Source organism: Thermobifida alba, assembly GCF_023208015.1.
Classification (GTDB): Bacteria; Actinomycetota; Actinomycetes; order Streptosporangiales; family Streptosporangiaceae; genus Thermobifida; species Thermobifida alba.
The window spans coordinates 579,877-596,279 of the sequence record NZ_CP051627.1 but is presented as its reverse complement, the minus strand read 5'-3'; the positions used below and the strand labels follow the sequence as shown (position 1 = coordinate 596,279).

11 protein-coding genes and 1 pseudogene are annotated in these 16,403 nt (G+C 72.3%); all 12 read right to left on the bottom strand.

From position 1 onward, the window contains the following. Window positions 1-44 precede the first annotated feature (44 nt). The gene (locus tag FOF52_RS02720) at window positions 45-428 is read right to left on the bottom strand and encodes a DUF2784 domain-containing protein (RefSeq protein WP_248592257.1); all 384 of its coding nucleotides are present in this window, start codon (window positions 426-428) and stop codon (window positions 45-47) included. Window positions 429-442: 14 nt separating this feature from the next. Next, window positions 443-871, bottom strand: coding sequence for a DUF2784 domain-containing protein (locus tag FOF52_RS02715; RefSeq protein WP_248592256.1), 429 nt, complete (start codon window positions 869-871; stop codon window positions 443-445). Between the two features lie 129 nt (window positions 872-1,000). Then, window positions 1,001-2,458 (bottom strand): glutamate synthase subunit beta, encoded by a 1,458-nt coding sequence (locus FOF52_RS02710; RefSeq protein WP_248592255.1) that lies wholly within the window; start codon window positions 2,456-2,458, stop codon window positions 1,001-1,003. A gap of 33 nt (window positions 2,459-2,491) precedes the next feature. After that, a pseudogene (gene gltB, locus FOF52_RS02705) lies at window positions 2,492-6,744 on the bottom strand (glutamate synthase large subunit). A gap of 374 nt (window positions 6,745-7,118) precedes the next feature. After that, window positions 7,119-8,807, bottom strand: a complete 1,689-nt coding sequence (locus FOF52_RS02700) for a bis-aminopropyl spermidine synthase family protein (protein ID WP_248592254.1) — start codon at window positions 8,805-8,807, stop codon at window positions 7,119-7,121. A gap of 10 nt (window positions 8,808-8,817) precedes the next feature. Continuing rightward, window positions 8,818-9,657: a hypothetical protein gene (locus FOF52_RS02695; protein ID WP_248592253.1), complete on the bottom strand. Its 840-nt coding sequence runs from the start codon at window positions 9,655-9,657 to the stop codon at window positions 8,818-8,820. A 223-nt stretch (window positions 9,658-9,880) separates the two neighbouring features. After that, a complete protein-coding gene (locus FOF52_RS02690) occupies window positions 9,881-11,029 on the bottom strand; it encodes a hypothetical protein (RefSeq protein ID WP_248592252.1) in 1,149 nt (382 codons plus the stop codon). A 49-nt stretch (window positions 11,030-11,078) separates the two neighbouring features. Further along, window positions 11,079-12,146, bottom strand: coding sequence for a prolipoprotein diacylglyceryl transferase (gene lgt, locus FOF52_RS02685; protein WP_248592251.1), 1,068 nt, complete (start codon window positions 12,144-12,146; stop codon window positions 11,079-11,081). Window positions 12,147-12,161: 15 nt separating this feature from the next. Next, window positions 12,162-13,169: a DsbA family protein gene (locus FOF52_RS02680; RefSeq protein ID WP_248592250.1), complete on the bottom strand. Its 1,008-nt coding sequence runs from the start codon at window positions 13,167-13,169 to the stop codon at window positions 12,162-12,164. 112 nt (window positions 13,170-13,281) lie between these two features. Further along, window positions 13,282-13,848, bottom strand: coding sequence for a MauE/DoxX family redox-associated membrane protein (locus FOF52_RS02675; protein WP_248592249.1), 567 nt, complete (start codon window positions 13,846-13,848; stop codon window positions 13,282-13,284). Between the two features lie 208 nt (window positions 13,849-14,056). After that, window positions 14,057-14,869 (bottom strand): tryptophan synthase subunit alpha, encoded by an 813-nt coding sequence (gene trpA, locus FOF52_RS02670; RefSeq protein ID WP_248592248.1) that lies wholly within the window; start codon window positions 14,867-14,869, stop codon window positions 14,057-14,059. After that, window positions 14,866-16,104, bottom strand: coding sequence for a tryptophan synthase subunit beta (trpB, locus tag FOF52_RS02665; RefSeq protein ID WP_248592247.1), 1,239 nt, complete (start codon window positions 16,102-16,104; stop codon window positions 14,866-14,868). Before trpB ends, trpA begins: the two co-directional genes overlap by 4 nt. Between the last annotated feature and the right edge of the window lie 299 nt (window positions 16,105-16,403).

The following is a 16,403-nucleotide window of genomic DNA, read 5'->3' as shown; positions in this document are numbered from 1 at the left end:
GTTCAAACGTGGGAGCGGTTCTGCTTCTCCGTTGTCGCTGCGGGTCAGGGAGTCGACCGGGGTCGGTGTGCGGTGCGGCGGCGGGCGAGGAGTGCGGCTCCGAGCCAGGAGAGGGCGACGGTGGCGGCCGCGGCCAGTTGGATCTCGCGCAGGTGTTCGGCGGGGTAGACCACACCGGTGAGGTAGTGCGAGATGAAGCCCCCGGCATCCAGGCCCTGTTGTCCGGCGTTGGTCCGTCCCCAGTGTTCCAGCCAGGTGAGCGGGCACAGCCAGCCGATGACGGTGACGCCCAGGCCGTAGGCGGCCGCCGCCAGGTGCGGCCAGACGGCCCTGGGCCAGCGCCAGGCGAGGAAGCCGCCGCAGACGACGTAGGCGATGAAGGCGAAGTGGACCGCCATGGCGGCTTCGGCCACGAGAAGGTATCCCATGTCCGGGACGCTACCTACCGTGTCCGCTCCGGGGTATCGGGGTTTTCACCGGTGGCGTGGGGGCGGCCGGTGCGTTCTCGGAGCGGTCCGGGACGGTGGGCGAGGAGTGCGGCTCCGGCCCAGGAGAGGGCGACGGTGGCGGCCGCGGCCAGTTGGATCTCGCGCAGGTGTTCGGCGGGGTAGACGACACCGGTGAAGTAGTGCGAGATGAAGCCCCCGGCATCCAGGCCCCGCTGCCCGGCCGCGGTGCGGGCCTGGTTCTCCAGCCGGGTGAGCGGACAGGGCCAGCCGATGACGGTGACGCCCAGGCCGTAGGCGGCCGCCGCCAGGTGCGGCCAGACGGCCCTGGGCCAGCGCCAGGCGAGGAAGCCGCCGCAGACGACGTAGGCGATGAAGGCGAAGTGGACCGCCATGGCGGCCTCCGCCAGGAGTGTGTGGGCCACGGTGGTGGACCTACCCGCTGCGGCCGTGCGCAGTGCCGGATGGCCGACCGGGTTCGGTGGTCGGCGCGGTGTCGGGGCCGGGGCCGCTCGGCAGCGGCCCCGGCCGGGTGGCGCTGTGCGCCGGGCGGGTCAGGCGGTCAGCGGTCGCGCGGTCGGCGGGATCGCGGTGGGCAGGCCGGTGTCGCCGGTCAGGTAGGCGTCGACCGCGGCGGCGGCGCTGCGTCCTTCGGCGATGGCCCACACGATGAGGGACTGGCCGCGGCCCATGTCCCCGGCGCAGAAGACCCCTTCGACGCTGGTGGCGTAGCCGGCGTCGCGTCTGACGTTGCCGCGCCCGTCGAGTTCCACGCCGAGCTGCTCCAGCAGGCCCTCCCGCTGCGGGCCGAGGAAGCCCAGGGCGAGGGTGACGAGCTGGGCGGGGATCTCCCGTTCGGTGCCGGGCACCGGTTCGAACCCGCTGTCGGTGCGGTTGACGTCGACCATTCTGAGGGCGCGCACGTTGCCCTCGTCGTCGCCGAGGAACTCCAGGGTGTTGACCGAGTACAGGCGTTGGCCGCCCTCTTCGTGGGCGCTGGTGACCTTGTAGAGGAGGGGCATGGTCGGCCACGGCTGGCTGTCGGGCCGCGTGGTCGGGGGCTTGGGCATGATCTCCAGTTGGGTGACGGAGGCCGCGCCCTGGCGGTGTGCGGTGCCGACGCAGTCGGCGCCGGTGTCGCCGCCGCCGATGACGACGACGTGCTTGCCCTCGGCGGTGACGGGCGGGGCGGCGAAGTCGCCTTCCTGCACCCGGTTGGCCAGCGGCAGGTACTCCATGGCCTGGTGGATGCCGTTGAGGTCGCGGCCCGGGACGGGCAGGTCGCGCCAGGCGGTGGCGCCGCCCGCGAGGACGACCGCGTCGGTGTCGGCGCGCAGCTGTTCGACGCTGAGGTCCACGCCGACGTCGACGCCGGTGCGGAACTCGGTGCCCTCGGCGCGCATCTGGGCGAGGCGCCGGTCGAGGTGCCGCTTCTCCATCTTGAACTCGGGGATGCCGTAGCGCAGCAGGCCGCCGATGCGGTCGGCCCGCTCGTAGACGGTCACGGTGTGCCCGGCGCGGGTGAGTTGTTGGGCGGCGGCCAGTCCGGCGGGGCCGGAGCCGACGACGGCGACCCGCTTTCCGGTGCGCCGGGCGGGGGGCCGGGGGCGGACCCAGCCTTCTTCCCAGGCCCGGTCGATGATGGAGACCTCGACGTTCTTGATGGTGACGGCGGGCTGGTTGATGCCCAGGACGCAGGCGGACTCGCACGGGGCGGGGCACAGGCGTCCGGTGAACTCGGGGAAGTTGTTGGTGGCGTGCAGCCGTTCGACGGCCTCGCGCCAGTCGTGCCGGTAGACCAGGTCGTTCCACTCGGGGATGAGGTTGCCCAGGGGGCAGCCGTTGTGGCAGAACGGGATGCCGCAGTCCATGCAGCGCGACGCCTGCCTGATGAGGGTGCCGCGGTCGAAGTCCTCGTGGACCTCGCGCCAGTCCTGGAGTCGGATGTCCACCGGGCGGTGCCGGGGCAGCTCCCGGTCGGTGATCTTGAGGAAGCCCTTGGGGTCGGCCATGTCTGTTCGTCCCTCCTTTCTCGGGTGCGGTGGTCAGGACTGGGCAGCGGCCATGACGGCCTCGGCCACGTCCCGTCCGTCGCGTTCGGCTTCGGCTCGGGCGTTGAGGACGCGCTTGTAGTCGCGCGGCATGATCTTGGCGAAGCGTTCGACGGCGGTGTCGAAGTCGGCGAGGAGCCGCTGGGCGACGGTGGAGCCGGTCTCGGCGTGGTGGCGGGTCAGCACGTCCTCCAGGAAGGCGCGGTCGGTGTCGTCGAGCGGGTCGATGTCGACCATCTCGGTGTTGACGCGCCGGTGGTCCAGGTCGAGGACGTAGGCGATGCCGCCGGACATGCCGGCCGCGAAGTTGCGTCCGGTGCGTCCCAGGATGACGGCGCGTCCGCCGGTCATGTACTCGCAGCCGTGGTCGCCGACGCCCTCGACGACGGCCAGGGCTCCGGAGTTGCGCACGCAGAACCGTTCGCCGACGACGCCGCGGAGGAACAGTTCGCCGGAGGTGGCGCCGTAGGCGATGACGTTGCCGGCGATGACGTTGTCCTCGGCGGTGAAGCGGGCGCCGTCGGCGGGGCGGACGGTGATGCGGCCGCCGGACAGGCCCTTGCCGACGTAGTCGTTGGCGTCGCCGATGAGGCGCAGGGTGACGCCGCGGGGCACGAACGCGCCGAAGGACTGTCCGGCCGAGCCGGTGAAGGTGATGTCGATGGTGTCGTCGGGCAGGCCCGCGGCGCCGTAGCGCTTGGTGACCTCGTGGCCGAGCATGGTGCCGACGGTGCGGTTGACGTTGCGGACCGGCAGGTCCAGCTTGAGGGGGGTGCCGTACTCCAGGGCTCCCTCCGACAGCTGGATGAGGGTGTGGTCGAGGGCCTTGTCCAGGCCGTGGTCCTGGGCGCGGACCCGGCGACGGTGGTCGCCCGCCCAGGGCTGCTCCCGGTGCAGGATCGGGGTCAGGTCGAGTCCGGAGGCCTTCCAGTGGTCGACGGCGTCGCGGGTGTCGAGCATCTCGACGGCGCCGACGGCCTCGTCGAGGCTGCGGAAGCCGAGGGCGGCCAGGTGCTCGCGGACCTCCTCGGCGATGAACTCGAAGAAGTTCACGACGAACTCGGGCTTGCCGCGGAAGCGCTTGCGCAGTTCGGGGTTCTGGGTGGCCACGCCCACCGGGCAGGTGTCCAGGTGGCACACGCGCATCATGACGCAGCCGGACACCACGAGCGGTGCGGTCGCGAAGCCGAACTCCTCGGCGCCCAGGAGGGCGGCGACGACGACGTCGCGGCCGGTTTTGAGCTGGCCGTCGACCTGCACGACGATGCGGTCGCGCAGTCCGTTGCGCAGCAGGGTCTGCTGGGTCTCGGCCAGGCCGAGCTCCCAGGGGGTGCCCGCGTGCTTGATGGAGGTGAGCGGGGAGGCTCCGGTTCCGCCGTCGTGTCCGGAGATGAGGACCACGTCGGCGTGGGCCTTGGCCACGCCCGCGGCCACGGTGCCCACTCCGGCTTCGGAGACCAGTTTGACGTGGATGCGCGCCGCCGGGTTGGCGTTCTTCAGGTCGTGGATGAGCTGGGCGAGGTCCTCGATGGAGTAGATGTCGTGGTGGGGCGGCGGGGAGATCAGGCCGACGCCGGGCGTGGAGTGCCGGGTGTCGGCGACCCACGGGTAGACCTTGTGGCCGGGGAGTTGGCCGCCCTCGCCGGGCTTGGCTCCCTGGGCCATCTTGATCTGGATGTCGTCGGCGTTGGTCAGGTACAGGGAGGTGACGCCGAAGCGGCCGGAGGCGACCTGCTTGATGGCGCTGCGGCGCAGGTCCCCGTCGGGGTCGGGGGTGAAGCGGCGGGGGTCCTCGCCGCCCTCGCCGGTGTTGGACTTGCCGCCGAGCCGGTTCATGGCGATGGCGAGGGTCTCGTGGGCCTCCGCCGAGATGGAGCCGTAGGACATGGCTCCGGTGGAGAAGCGCCGGACGATCGACGAGACCGGTTCGACCTCTTCGATCGGCACGGGTTCGCGCACGCCTTCCCGGAACGTGAACAGGCCGCGCAGGGTCATGAGGTCCTCGGCCTGCCGGTCGACCCTGGAGGTGTACTCCTTGAAGATCTCGTAGCGCCGGGTCCGGGTGGAGTGCTGGAGTTTGAAGACCGTTTCGGGGTTGAACAGGTGGGGTTCGCCCTCGCGGCGCCACTGGTACTCGCCGCCGACGGGCAGGCGGCGGTGGTCGGCGGGGTTGGGCGCGTGGGCGGCGGCGTGGCGGCGGCGCACCTCTTCGGCGAGGACGTCGAAGCCGACGCCGCCCAGGCGGGAGGTGGTGCCGGTGAAGGCGCGGTCGATGACCTCCTGGCCGAGGCCGAGGGCTTCGAAGATCTGCGCGCCGGTGTAGGAGCTGACCGTGGAGACGCCCATCTTGGACATGATCTTCAGGACGCCCTTGCCGAACGCCCGGACGGTGTTGCGGGCGGCGGTGTCGGGGTCGATACCGCTGATGACGCCGCGTTCGGCGAGGTCGCGGACGGTGGCCAGGGCCAGGTAGGGGGCGACCGCGGAGGCGCCGTAGCCCAGCAGCAGGGCGACGTGGTGGCATTCGCGGACGTCTCCGGCCTCGACGACGAGGCCGACCTCGGTGCGGGTCTTCTCCCGCACCAGGTGGTGGTGGACGGCGCCGGTGAGCAGCAGCGACGGGATGGGGGCGCGGTCGGCGTCGGCTCCGCGGTCGCTGAGGACGACGATGTGCGCGCCGTCGGCGATGGCCCGCGACACCTCGGCGCAGATCTCGGCTGGGACAGCACCGCGACGGGGGTGTCGGTGCCCATGGAGCCGACGGCTTCGGCTCCGGTGCGGGCCATGGGGGTGAGCAGGAGGCGCAGCTCTTCTTCGGTGTAGCCGAAGACCCGCTGGTGGTGGGCGATGTCGTCGACGGGGGCGGGTTCGGCCGCGGGCAGGTCCGCCAGGCGGACGACGTTGTCGGCGAGCCATTCGGCGTAGGGGTGTTCGGCGGCGAGTTCGGCCTTGACCTCCTCGTCTTCGAGGATGCGTCCCCGGGCGGTGTCGACGACGAAGATGCGGCCGGGTTGCAGGCGGCCCTTGCGGACGACGCGTTCGGGGGCGATGTCGAGGACGCCGACCTCGCTGGCCATGACGACGAGTCCGTCGTCGGTGACCCAGTAGCGGCCGGGGCGCAGTCCGTTGCGGTCCAGGACCGCGCCGATGAGGGTGCCGTCGGTGAAGGTGACGGAGGCGGGGCCGTCCCAGGGTTCCATGAGCATGGAGTGGAACTCGTAGAAGGCCCGCACCGCCGGGTCCATCTCGGTGTGGTTCTCCCACGGCTCGGGGATCATCATGAGCACCGCGTGCGGCAGTGGGCGTCCGCCCAGGTGCAGCAGTTCCAGTGCGGCGTCGAAGGACGCGGTGTCGGAGTCGGAGGCGTCGACGACGGGGAAGATCCGGGACAGGTCGCCGGGGATGAGGTCGCTGGCGAGGGTGGCTTCGCGGGCGCGCATCCAGTTGCGGTTGCCCTTGACGGTGTTGATCTCGCCGTTGTGGGCGATGTAGCGGAAGGGGTGCGCCAGGGGCCACGACGGGAAGGTGTTGGTGGAGAAGCGCGAGTGCACCAGCGCCAGGCCGGAGGCGTAGCGGTGGTCGGACAGGTCGGGGAAGAAGGGCTCCAGCTGCGGTGTGGTCAGCATGCCCTTGTAGGTGATGGTGCGCGGGGACAGGCTGGCGAAGTAGACGCCGGTCTCGTGTTCGGCGCGCTTGCGCAGGCAGTAGGCGTGGCGTTCCAGGTCGATCCCGGTGAGCCCCTCGGTGGGGGTGCCGGGGCGGCCGGTGAGGAACAGCTGGCCGAAGAACGGCATGGTCTGCCGGGCGACCGGGCCGCAGTGGCGGGGGTCGACGGGCAGGTCGCGCCAGCCGAGGACGGTGAGGTCCTCCTCCTCGGCGATGCGGTTGACGGCGGCGACGGCCGCGGCGCGCTCGGCCTCCCCGGTCGGCAGGAACGCGGTGCCCACGGCGTAGGCGCCCGCCTCGGGAAGCGCGAAGCCGCAGGTCTCGCGGTAGAGCTCGTGGGGGATCTGGGTGAGGATCCCCACACCGTCGCCGTCGTCGGGGTCGGCGCCGGAGGCGCCGCGGTGGTCGAGGTTGCGCAGGACGGTCAGCGCCTTCTCGACGATGGTGTGGCTGCGGCGTCCGGAGAGGTCGGCGACGAAGCCGACACCGCAGGAGTCGTGTTCGTAGGAGCTGTCGTACAGGCCCCGGGTGGTCGTGGTGTTCGGTCGGGTCGTCGGACGCCGTGGTCGGCCAGCGGGCATCGGCCCCTCCTGTCGTCTTCTCTGTGCTTCGTGCAAAAGCGCAGAGGGACGACGTTGGCCCTGCTGCGTCCGGCGTGTGCCGCACTGCCCGCACCTGGTGTACGCGGATCTGGTCGATCGGTCCGCGGGACACGCCATCGTGACCGTCGGTACTCGCCTGGACAGTGTGCCACCCGCCGGTGGCCCACCCGGTTCGGTGGTCCGGTCTTCACTGTAACTCGTGGTCTAGACCACGCCCCGCCGAGGCGGGCTTTTCCCGCCCGCGGTGGCGGTGGCCGCGGTGCCGCACGGGGTGGTGCGGCGTGCGGTTACGTATCCCGCGGACGGTGTGGTGAAACCTCGCGGGGAGAGGTTCGCCGACGAGCGGGGCAAGCTTACCTGCCGGGGGGCCGGTGGCTGCGGGGCGGCCCCGGTTGGTGTGCTCCGGGGCCGGTGTCCCCGGTGGGCGGCGGCAGTGCCGCGGCGAGCCGGCGCAGTGCGTCGTCGAGTGCGGCGAAGCGGTGCAGCGGCAGGTCCAGCAGGGTGTGTCCGGCCAGCCACGGCAGTGCCGCGGCGACGTGGGTGCGGGCCCACTTCTTGTTGACGGGGCGTCCGGTGCGGGCCGCGAGCTGGACGAGGCTCTCACGCAGCACGGAGGCCACCGATCCGTGGGCGCGGTGCCGCAGGCGGTGGGCGAGCCAGGCGGCGGGGTCGGCGGTTTCGTCCGGGGGCCGGGCCGCCGCGCCCACCTGGATGACGGTGTGCCGCGCGTCCGGGAGGCCGCGCAGGAACCGCAGGGGGCGGCGGGAGCCGACGACGCGGCGCAGCGCCTCCTGTCCGGCGGCGTCGCGGACCTGGGGGGCGTGGGAGTCCACCACGACGCGCAGATCACTGGCTGGTGAGGCGAGGATCACACGTTCGGTGAGCGCTTCGGCTCCGCCGGTGAGGTTCACGGCGGCGCTGCGGGCGGGGGCCGGTGTGGACAGCCAGGTGTCCAGGGGGACGCGGCGCACCTCCGCGGGGAGTGTGCCCGGCCAGTCGCCGACACAGGCCTCGGGGGGTGTGTCGGCCCAGACCCGCCGGGCGGTCTCGGCGGTGAGGGTCGCGGCGGACTCGCGTGCGTGGGCTCCCTGGCTGTAGATGCGCGCGGTCGTCTCCTCCGCGCGGCCCAGGGGGGTGCGGGCGGTGGCGCGCAGGACGTACAGGTCGCTGGCCGCGCCGATGGCTTCGGCTCCCAGGTAGCGGTTGAAGTCCGGCCAGAGGGCCTCGATGGCGAGGTGGAGGCGGGTGAGGCGCCGCTGGACGCGGGCGGCGAGGGCCGGGGTGGTCTCGCTGGCGCCGTAGGCGAGGAGCACGCGCGTGGTCCGGGGGTCGGCGCTGCCCTCCAGGCCGCGGCGGACGAACAGTTCCACGCCCTCGGGGGTGTAGGGCGGGTCGGTGAAGACCAGGTCGGCGCTGCCGCGTACCGCCGGGGGCAGGCCGAACCGCAGGTCGGCGAAGTAGCAGCGGACCTTCCGGCCGAGCCGGGCCGCGGCGGTGTCGATGTAGTCGAGCATGCGCTCGTCGATGTCCACCACGGTCGCCTCGGCGTCGGGGTCCACCAGGGTCAGGGCCAGGGAGGTGAGGTCGTGGTCGCCGACACACAGCAGGCGGGCGCGGTGGGTGGTGAAGCGGGTGGTGAGGAACAGGGCGCGGCGCAGCGCGGTGCGGGCAGTGGCGGACACGTGGTCCAGGTCCGCTCGGGGCGCGGGCGCCTCGGCGACGAGCCGGCGGAGTTCGGCCTCGGCCTCGGGGTGGGCGTCGACCAGGTGGCCGACCGGGTCGGCGAGGCCGGGGCGGGCGGCGAGGGACGCGTAGCGGGCGGGGTCGCGCAGGCGGACGCGGTCGCCGTCGCGGTCCAGTTCGGCCTCGACCGCGGCGAGGGTTTCGGCGACCACCCGGTGGGCCACGGCGGTGGCGCGCACGAGGTCGCGGGTGGTCCACCACCGTCCGTCGGCGAGGGCGCCCAGGACGAGGTGGCCGCGGACGGCGTGCACGCCCTGCCCGGCGAGCAGGGCGTGCGGTGCGGCGGTGTCGTCGCTCATGGGGCCGGGGTCACCCGGTTCCCTGCGGGAGTTCCGTGCCTTCGACGCCCGTTCCGGTCTCCCCCGTCCCGGCGTCCCCGGCCCCGGTCTCCCCCGTCCCGGTGTCTTCGGCGCCGGCGTCCTCGGCGCCGGTGTCCTCGCCGTGGGCCTCCAGGAAGTTCTTGCGTTCGTTGATCCGCTGGTAGATCGGCATGTCGAAGCGGCTCAGCGTGACCAGCGGCTGCTGCAGGACCTCGATCTCCTCGGCGGAGGCGGAGTCCTTGGACTGCACCCACAGCACGACCAGGTAGTGGCCGTTGACGGTGGCCTCGGCCGAGCTGTAGCCGGAGCCGAGGAGGTTGAAGGGCTCCTGCGAGGTGGGCGGGACCAGGAAGCCGCCCTCAGCCTTCTCGGCCGCGTCCTCCTCGGCGGGGGCCAGTCCCTCGGCGAGGGTCCGTGCGGCCTCGACGTCGCGGAGCTTGAAGACCGCGGCCACGCCGATGTGCTCGTCGGAGACGTAGCCGGCGCGCACCACCTGCGAGCAGTCGGCGCTCTCCACCGCGGCCAGGGCTCTGGGGCCCCACACCGCCTCGGTGCAGTTCTCGCTGATGTCCTGGGCCTGGAGGGCGAAGGTCAGCTCCCGGGAGCTGATGTCGGTGTCGCCCTCGGAGAAGAAGTCGTGCTCGGTGAAGGGGCGCGGGTCGTCGTCGCGGTCGGCGAGGAGTTCGTTGGCCTGTCCCGCCTCGTAGACCTGGTAGCGGGAGGGCATGGCCTGGACGGTCTCCGGGGTGCCGGGGCCGGTGAACCTCATGACCACGACCACGGCCAGCGCGATCACCGCGACGACCAGCACACCGACGAGGACCGGCACCAGGGGGAAGCGTCTGGTGGCGCGTCGCCCGCCTCTGCGGCGTCGGGTCCCCCGGCTCCGCCCGGAACGCTCCTGGGGGGTGCTCGCGGGGGGTTTCCTGCGTCGGCCGGGGGCGCCGGACACGGGCGACTCGGTAGATGACACCTGTGACCTCTTCGATGAGCGGATGGTTTCGGGAGGGCTGTAGGGAAGGATAGAGGACTCTTCGGCGACCCGCCGGAGGTCAGTCCTTCTCCCCCTCCTTGGCGTCGCGGACCTGCTCGTAGACGACGAGGGCGGCGTCCATCGCGGCCACGTTGAGGGTGGCCATGGAGTCGTCGCCGGAGGGTTCGGCGCCGTCGGCCCGGGCGACCCAGAACACCGCGACGTAGTGGCCCATGGCCTGGGCGGTGGCCTGGCTGTAGCCGGTGTGCAGTCCTTCGACGTCCTCCAGCATGGGCAGGACGAAGCCGGGGCTCTGCGGGGAGTCGAGGCTGCGCAGGGTGGCGCTCGCGGCCTCGGCGTCGGCCAGGTCGAACAGGGTGAACTGCGCCACGTACTCGCCGTTGCCGTCCTGGTAGACGCCGCGGGCCGCGGAGGTGCACGCGCCGGTGGACAGGGTCTGGGCGAGCTCCTCGCCCCACACCAGCGCGGTGCAGGTGTCGGTGACCTCGGAGTCGCGCAGGGTCAGGTCCATGCCGCCCAGCGACAGCTCCTCGACCGAGCCGAAGATCTCCTCCTCGGTGAGGGGTTCGGCGTCGGCGGCGCGCTCCGCGATGGGGTCGAAGATGTCCTGCTGGTCCTGGGCGTGGAACAGTTCCGGGCGCAGGGTGCTGTGTCCGGGGGGCGGCTCGACGATGGGCGCGGGCACCCGGTTGGTGGCCGCCTGCGGGTTGAGCACCTGGAAGACGAGTGCGGCCAGCAGTGCGAGCAGCGAGATGACCGCCATGACCAGCAGTGTGATCAGCACGTAGGTGCCGTGTTTCTGCCGGCTCTGCTCGGCGAGGGTGTAGACGACCTGTTCGGGGCGGTCGCCCAGCACCGTGACCTTGCGCAGCGCCGACGCGGAGAACCGGGAGACGCGGTCGACGGTCCGGGGTTTGCGGACGCGGGTGGCGCGGCGGGAGCCGTCGGAGGACCTCCCGGCCCGTTCCGGGGCGCCGCCCCGGTCGGCGGTCTGCTGCGCGCTCCTGCGGCCCCGCTGGGCCGTGTCCTGTCTGATCCGTCCGGTGGAGCGGCGGCCTCCGCGGGGCTTGTGGCGGGCCCGGGAGGAGCGCTGCTCGGTCTCGGCGGGGTGGTCGTGGCCGTCCGGGTGGTGCTCTGTCGCGGTCCGGCGTCCCGACGTGCGGTTCCCGGCGGGATCGGCGTTGTGCAGCTTCACGTACTCATCCAAGGGGTGCGGGCCCCTCGCGGCGGTGCCGCGAGGGGGAGAGCCTTGTGTGTCAGTCCCGCGACTCGTCTTCTCGGGTCGGGGGCTCGGTCGAAGCGGTGTCCTCGCCCTGCGCCGACGGCCGGGAGCCCGACCGCACGGTTTCCTCCTCGGCGAGCGACTCGGTGGCCAGGACGGTGTCCGGTCCCTCCTCGTCGATCTCGGCGCCGATCATCTGGGTGCCCTCGTCCTCGCCTTCGGGCAGCACCCGGGAGGAGAACGTGTTGAGCCGCCGCCCGGCCCACACGAAGTAGGCGAGGGCGCCGAGGAAGACCAGGAGGGAGGTCCAGTTGTTGAGGCGCAGGCCGATGACCTCGTGGGCGGGGTCGACCCGCAGGTACTCGATCCAGAACCGTCCCACACAGTAGCCCATGACGTAGAGCGCGAACAGCCTTCCGCCGCGCAGCGCCTCGCCGTAGCGGCGTCCCAGCCAGGCGAGCGCGACCGCCAGGGCCAGGCACCACAGGAACTCGTAGAGGAACGTGGGGTGGTAGGTCTCGGCACCGGGGACCATCCCGGGGCGCAGCGCGCCGTTCTCGTAGGGCTCCACGCGCAGCGCCCAGGGCAGGTCGGTGGGGGCGCCGAACAGCTCCTGGTTGAAGTAGTTGCCCCAGCGTCCGAAGGCCTGGGCGAGCGGGATGGTCGGGGCGATCGCGAACGACAGCTGCGACAGCGACAGGCCGCGCCGGTGGGCCACCCACCACACGCCCAGCGCGCCCAGCGGGATGGCCCCCCAGATGCCCAGGCCGCCGTTCCAGATGTAGAGGGCGCCCATGGGGTCCTTGCCCGGGGCGAAGTACAGCTGGTAGTCGGTGATGACGTGGTAGAGGCGCCCGCCGAGGAGCCCGAGGAGCACCGCCGGGACCGCCAGGTCCATGATCGTGCCGGGGCGTCCGCCCATGGCCGCCCAGCGGCGCTCGCTCCAGTAGACCGCGACGATGACTCCGGCCAGGATGCACAGCGCGTAGAAGTGGATCTTCAGCGGCCCCAGCTCGATGGCGTTCGTGCCGGGGCTGGGAATAGCCGCGAGGGCGCGGCCGAGGTCGGCCGCGCCCGCGGTGGTGCTCAACGGACTCGTCATAACTCCGGGTTTTCCTTAGGCCGGTGGGGAGGACGGCGAAGCCGAGGGCGTCACGGAGTCGTCCTGGACTGCCGGGCGTGTGTCGACCTCACCGGCGGGTGCGGACCGGACCACTTCACGGAAGTCGGTCGCGGAGTAGGTCTCGTTGCCCAGGAGTTCACCGTTGACGTAGATGGACGGGGTGCCTCCGAACGCGTTGGCGCCCTCGGAGTACTTGGCGTTGACCGCGGCGGTGGCGTCGAGGACGGTGCGGACGTAGCTGCCGTCCAGGAAGGAGGAGTCCACGCCGTTGTCCTCACCCCATTCGATCAGCTCGCTCAGCCGCATGGTCCGGAGCTGGTCCTCGGGGAGCTCGGCCTGAGCCTTGGTCGACAGTTCAGGGTAGTAGCTCGTGACGAACTCCTCCACGACCTCGCTCTCGGAACGCACCCGTTCGGCGAAGGCGGGGTCGGTGATGCCGGCCTCCTCCCCCCAGGCGACGAGGTCCTCGACGGTGTAGCCGTCCTGGTTCATGCCGGGCTGGTGGTCGAAGAGGAGGTCGTTGTACTCGACGAACCTGCCGTGGTCGGCGGCGGCCCGCGCCGCGGCGGCCGCGCGCAGCGAGTTGGCGCCGGCGGGGGCGCCCGCGTCGGCGAAGATGCTCACGGGGCGGAAGTGGACGATCGCCTCGCCCTCGGCCGCCAGCTCCTTGAGGTTCTCGCCGTTGACCAGTTCGAACCTGGCGCAGTGGGAGCACTGGTAGTCGGCGTAGACCTCCACAACGGGCGCTTCGGCTCCGTCGCGGGCCATGACGACGCTGCCGTCCTCCTGGAGGGTCTGGGGGGCGAGCGCCCCCTGGTACTCCTCGGCGGAGGTTCTGTTCGACGCCTGCATGATCAGGTAGCCGCCGCCCACGACGAGGGCGACCACGGCGACCGCCGCGCCGATGGTGGCCAGGAGTCTGTTGCGTTTGGCCCGCTGCTGCTCCCTGATGCGCTCCTGCCTGAGGCGCTCGCGGTTGGCGCGCCGCGACTCCTTGCTCATCAGCCGATCACCATTTCCTCGTTGGACCACTGTGTCTGCCGGATCGGGGCATGGCCGCCGTCCGTGTCCGCACCGCCCGGGGCGTGCCGCCGCCCGCGGGGTCGGTGGAGTTCTACCGTTCCCGGTCGGAGTCCGGGTAGAGGCCAAGGGCCCCGTCCAGGGCGAACCGCGAGCGCGGCCAGATCGCGAGGAACAGTCCCAGCGCCATGAAGCCGAGGTCGCGGGCGATGTCCAGCCCGTAGGCGGTCTCGTCGGCGTCCACGGGGCCGCCGGTGCCGAAGCATCCGCAGTCGATGGCCAGACCGCGTGCCCACGCCGAGGCGATGCCCGCGATGAACACCAACATGAGCAGGGCGGAAACGATTCCGGTGGCCCGGGTGGCCAGTCCGGCCAGCAGCAGCAGCGCCAGGGCGATCTCGAACAGGGGGAGGGTGTAGCCGATGAACTGGTTGAGGCCGTCTCCGAAGAGTTCGTAGGCCGCCACCGACTCCACCGAGAGGGCGGGCACGATCACCTTGGTGTATCCGGCGTATCCGAGGATGCCCGCCAGGGCCAGTCGCACGGCCAGGCTCAGCCACGGCTGGAGCAGGGCCCATCCGGAGGCGGTGGCCGGGCGCCCCTCGCCGTGGGCGCTGTCCGCGCTGCCGCTCCGGGCGTTCTCTTCGGTGCCGGTCGACATGCCTCTCCCCGAACGTGTCGTGAGGTGTGCGGGCGTCGTGGACGCGGGTGCGGACGCCGCAGGAACGACACAGAGACTACTACTCTCCGTGTCGGAAGCGTCACATCGCGCCCGAAGGGCCGGTCGCGGCGTCTCTTCCGCACCCTAGCCCCCCGGTGGGGACCGGGGGGCTGGGGACGGAATTCAGCGGGGAACTCTCACCGAATTTTCACCGAGCGGCCGCGCGCACGCCCTCGGCGAGCTCGGCGGCGAAGGAGCGGACCCGCGCACCCGCGGTGTCCAGGTCGGGGGCGTCCAGCACCCGCCGGCAGAAACCGGTGCCGACGATGACCCCGTCGGCGTAGGAGGCGACCTCGGCGGCCTGGTCGCCGTTGGAGATCCCCAGGCCGACGCAGATCGGCAGGCCGCTGTCCCGGGTGGCCTCGCGGGTGCGCTCCACCAGCTTCCGCGCGGTCGCGGCGACCTTGTCCCGGGTGCCGGTGACCCCCATCAGCGACGCCGCGTACACGAACCCGCGGGAGGCGTCGCAGGTCAGCTTGAGGCGCCGGTCGGTGGAGGAGGGGGCGACCAGGAAGATCCGGTCGAGGCCGGCGGCGTCGCTGGCGCTGATCCAGGGTCCGGCCTCCTCGGGGATCAGGTCGGGGGTGATCACCCCCGATCCTCCCGCCGCGGCCATGTCGGCGGCGAACGCGTCCACGCCGTACCGTTCGATGGGGTTCCAGTACGACATGACCAGGGCCGCCGCTCCGGCCTCGGCGACGGCGCGCACCACGGCGAACACGTCCTTGGGGGTGGTGCCCGCCGCGAGCGCCCGGTCGGCGGCCTGCTGGATGACGGGGCCGTCCATGGTGGGGTCGGAGTAGGGCAGGCCGACCTCGACGACGTCGCAGCCGCCCGCCACCATCTCCTGGACGATCCGGATGGAGGACTCCACGTCGGGGAATCCCGCCGGGTAGTAGCCGATCAGCGCGGCCCGTCCCGCCGCCCTGGCCTCGGCGAGTGTGCGTTGCAGCGTGGTCATCGGCTCTGCTCCCCCTCGCCGCCGAGCAGTCCGAAGTAGGCGGCGGCGGTGTTGACGTCCTTGTCACCCCGGCCCGACAGGCTCACCAGGACGGTGGCGTCCGGGCCGAGTTCGGCTCCGATGGTGCGGGCCCCGGCGAGCGCGTGCGCGCTCTCGATCGCCGGGATGATGCCCTCGGTGCGGCACAGCAGGCGGAACGCCTCCATCGCCTCGGCGTCGGTGACGGGGGCGTAGGTGGCGCGTCCGCTGTCGGCGAGCCAGGCGTGCTCGGGGCCGACCGCCGGGTAGTCGAGGCCGGCGGAGATGGAGTGGCTGGGCACGGTCTGGCCGTACTCGTCCTGCAGGACGAAGGTGCGGGCGCCCTGGAAGACGCCGACGCTGCCGCCGGTGATGGAGGCGGCGTGCCGGTCGGTGTCCACCCCCTCGCCGCCCGCCTCGAACCCGTACAGCCGCACCGTCTCGTCAGGGATGAAGGCCGCGAAGATGCCGATGGCGTTGGAACCGCCGCCCACGCAGGCGGCGACGGCGTCGGGCAGGGCCCCGGTGCGTTCCAGGACCTGTTGGCGCGCCTCGGCCCCGATGACGTAGTGCAGGTCGCGGACCATGGCCGGGAACGGGTGGGGGCCGGCGACGGTGCCCAGCAGGTAGTGGGTGGTGTGGACGTTGGCCACCCAGTCGCGGAACGCCTCGTTGACGGCGTCCTTGAGGGTGCGGCTGCCCACGGTGACGGGGACGACCTCGGCGCCGAGCATCCTCATGCGGGCGACGTTGAGCGCCTGCCGGCGGGTGTCCTCCTCCCCCATGTAGATCACGCACTCCAGGCCCAGCAGCGCGCACGCGGTGGCGGTGGCCACGCCGTGCTGGCCCGCCCCGGTCTCGGCGATGACGCGGGTCTTGCCCATGCGCCTGGTCAGCAGCGCCTGGCCGAGCACGTTGTTGATCTTGTGGGAGCCGGTGTGGTTGAGGTCCTCGCGCTTGAGCAGGATCCGCGCGCCGTTGCAGTACTCGCTGAAGTTGCGCGCCTCGGTCAGCGGGCTGGGGCGGCCGGTGTACTCGGTGAGCAGCCGGTGCAGCTCGGCCTGGAACTGCGGGTCGTTCTTGGCCTCCTCCCAGGCCGCGGCGACCTCGTCGAGGGCCGCGACGAGGGCTTCGGGGCTGAACCGGCCGCCGAAACGGCCGTAGTGCCCGCCCTCGCCCAGGTAGGGAGGCACGGGGTGTGCGCTGTTGGTCTTCATCGGGTCTCCAGGTGCCCCTCGGGGCACGGGCGTGAGGTGGACGGTGTCGCGGCGCAAAACCCGTGTTCAGGCAGCCGCACGGGTTTCCTGCTGAGGCCACGTGGACGGTCTGCGGTCGCCCTGTGGGGCGGTCGGGCCAGGTGGCTGTGGTCCTGCACCCCGCCTGCGATCGGCGCGCACCCGCTGCCCGGCACCGAGGATCGTGCCGCACCTACCGACAGTATGCACGGAAACGTCCGGCTCGGGGCGGGGCCGAGGGGGCGGTACGCAGCCCGCCGACCGGTCCGCGTGGCCTCCGG

Coding starts and splice junctions, on each gene's coding strand:
- FOF52_RS02720 (WP_248592257.1), bottom strand. CDS start 428: ATGGGATACCTTCTCGTGGCCGAAGCCGCCATGGCGGTCCACTTCGCC.
- FOF52_RS02710 (WP_248592255.1), bottom strand. CDS start 2,458: ATGGCCGACCCCAAGGGCTTCCTCAAGATCACCGACCGGGAGCTGCCC.
- FOF52_RS02700 (WP_248592254.1), bottom strand. CDS start 8,807: ATGAGCGACGACACCGCCGCACCGCACGCCCTGCTCGCCGGGCAGGGC.
- lgt (WP_248592251.1), bottom strand. CDS start 12,146: ATGACGAGTCCGTTGAGCACCACCGCGGGCGCGGCCGACCTCGGCCGC.
- FOF52_RS02680 (WP_248592250.1), bottom strand. CDS start 13,169: ATGAGCAAGGAGTCGCGGCGCGCCAACCGCGAGCGCCTCAGGCAGGAG.
- FOF52_RS02675 (WP_248592249.1), bottom strand. CDS start 13,848: ATGTCGACCGGCACCGAAGAGAACGCCCGGAGCGGCAGCGCGGACAGC.
- trpA (WP_248592248.1), bottom strand. CDS start 14,869: ATGACCACGCTGCAACGCACACTCGCCGAGGCCAGGGCGGCGGGACGG.
- trpB (WP_248592247.1), bottom strand. CDS start 16,104: ATGAAGACCAACAGCGCACACCCCGTGCCTCCCTACCTGGGCGAGGGC.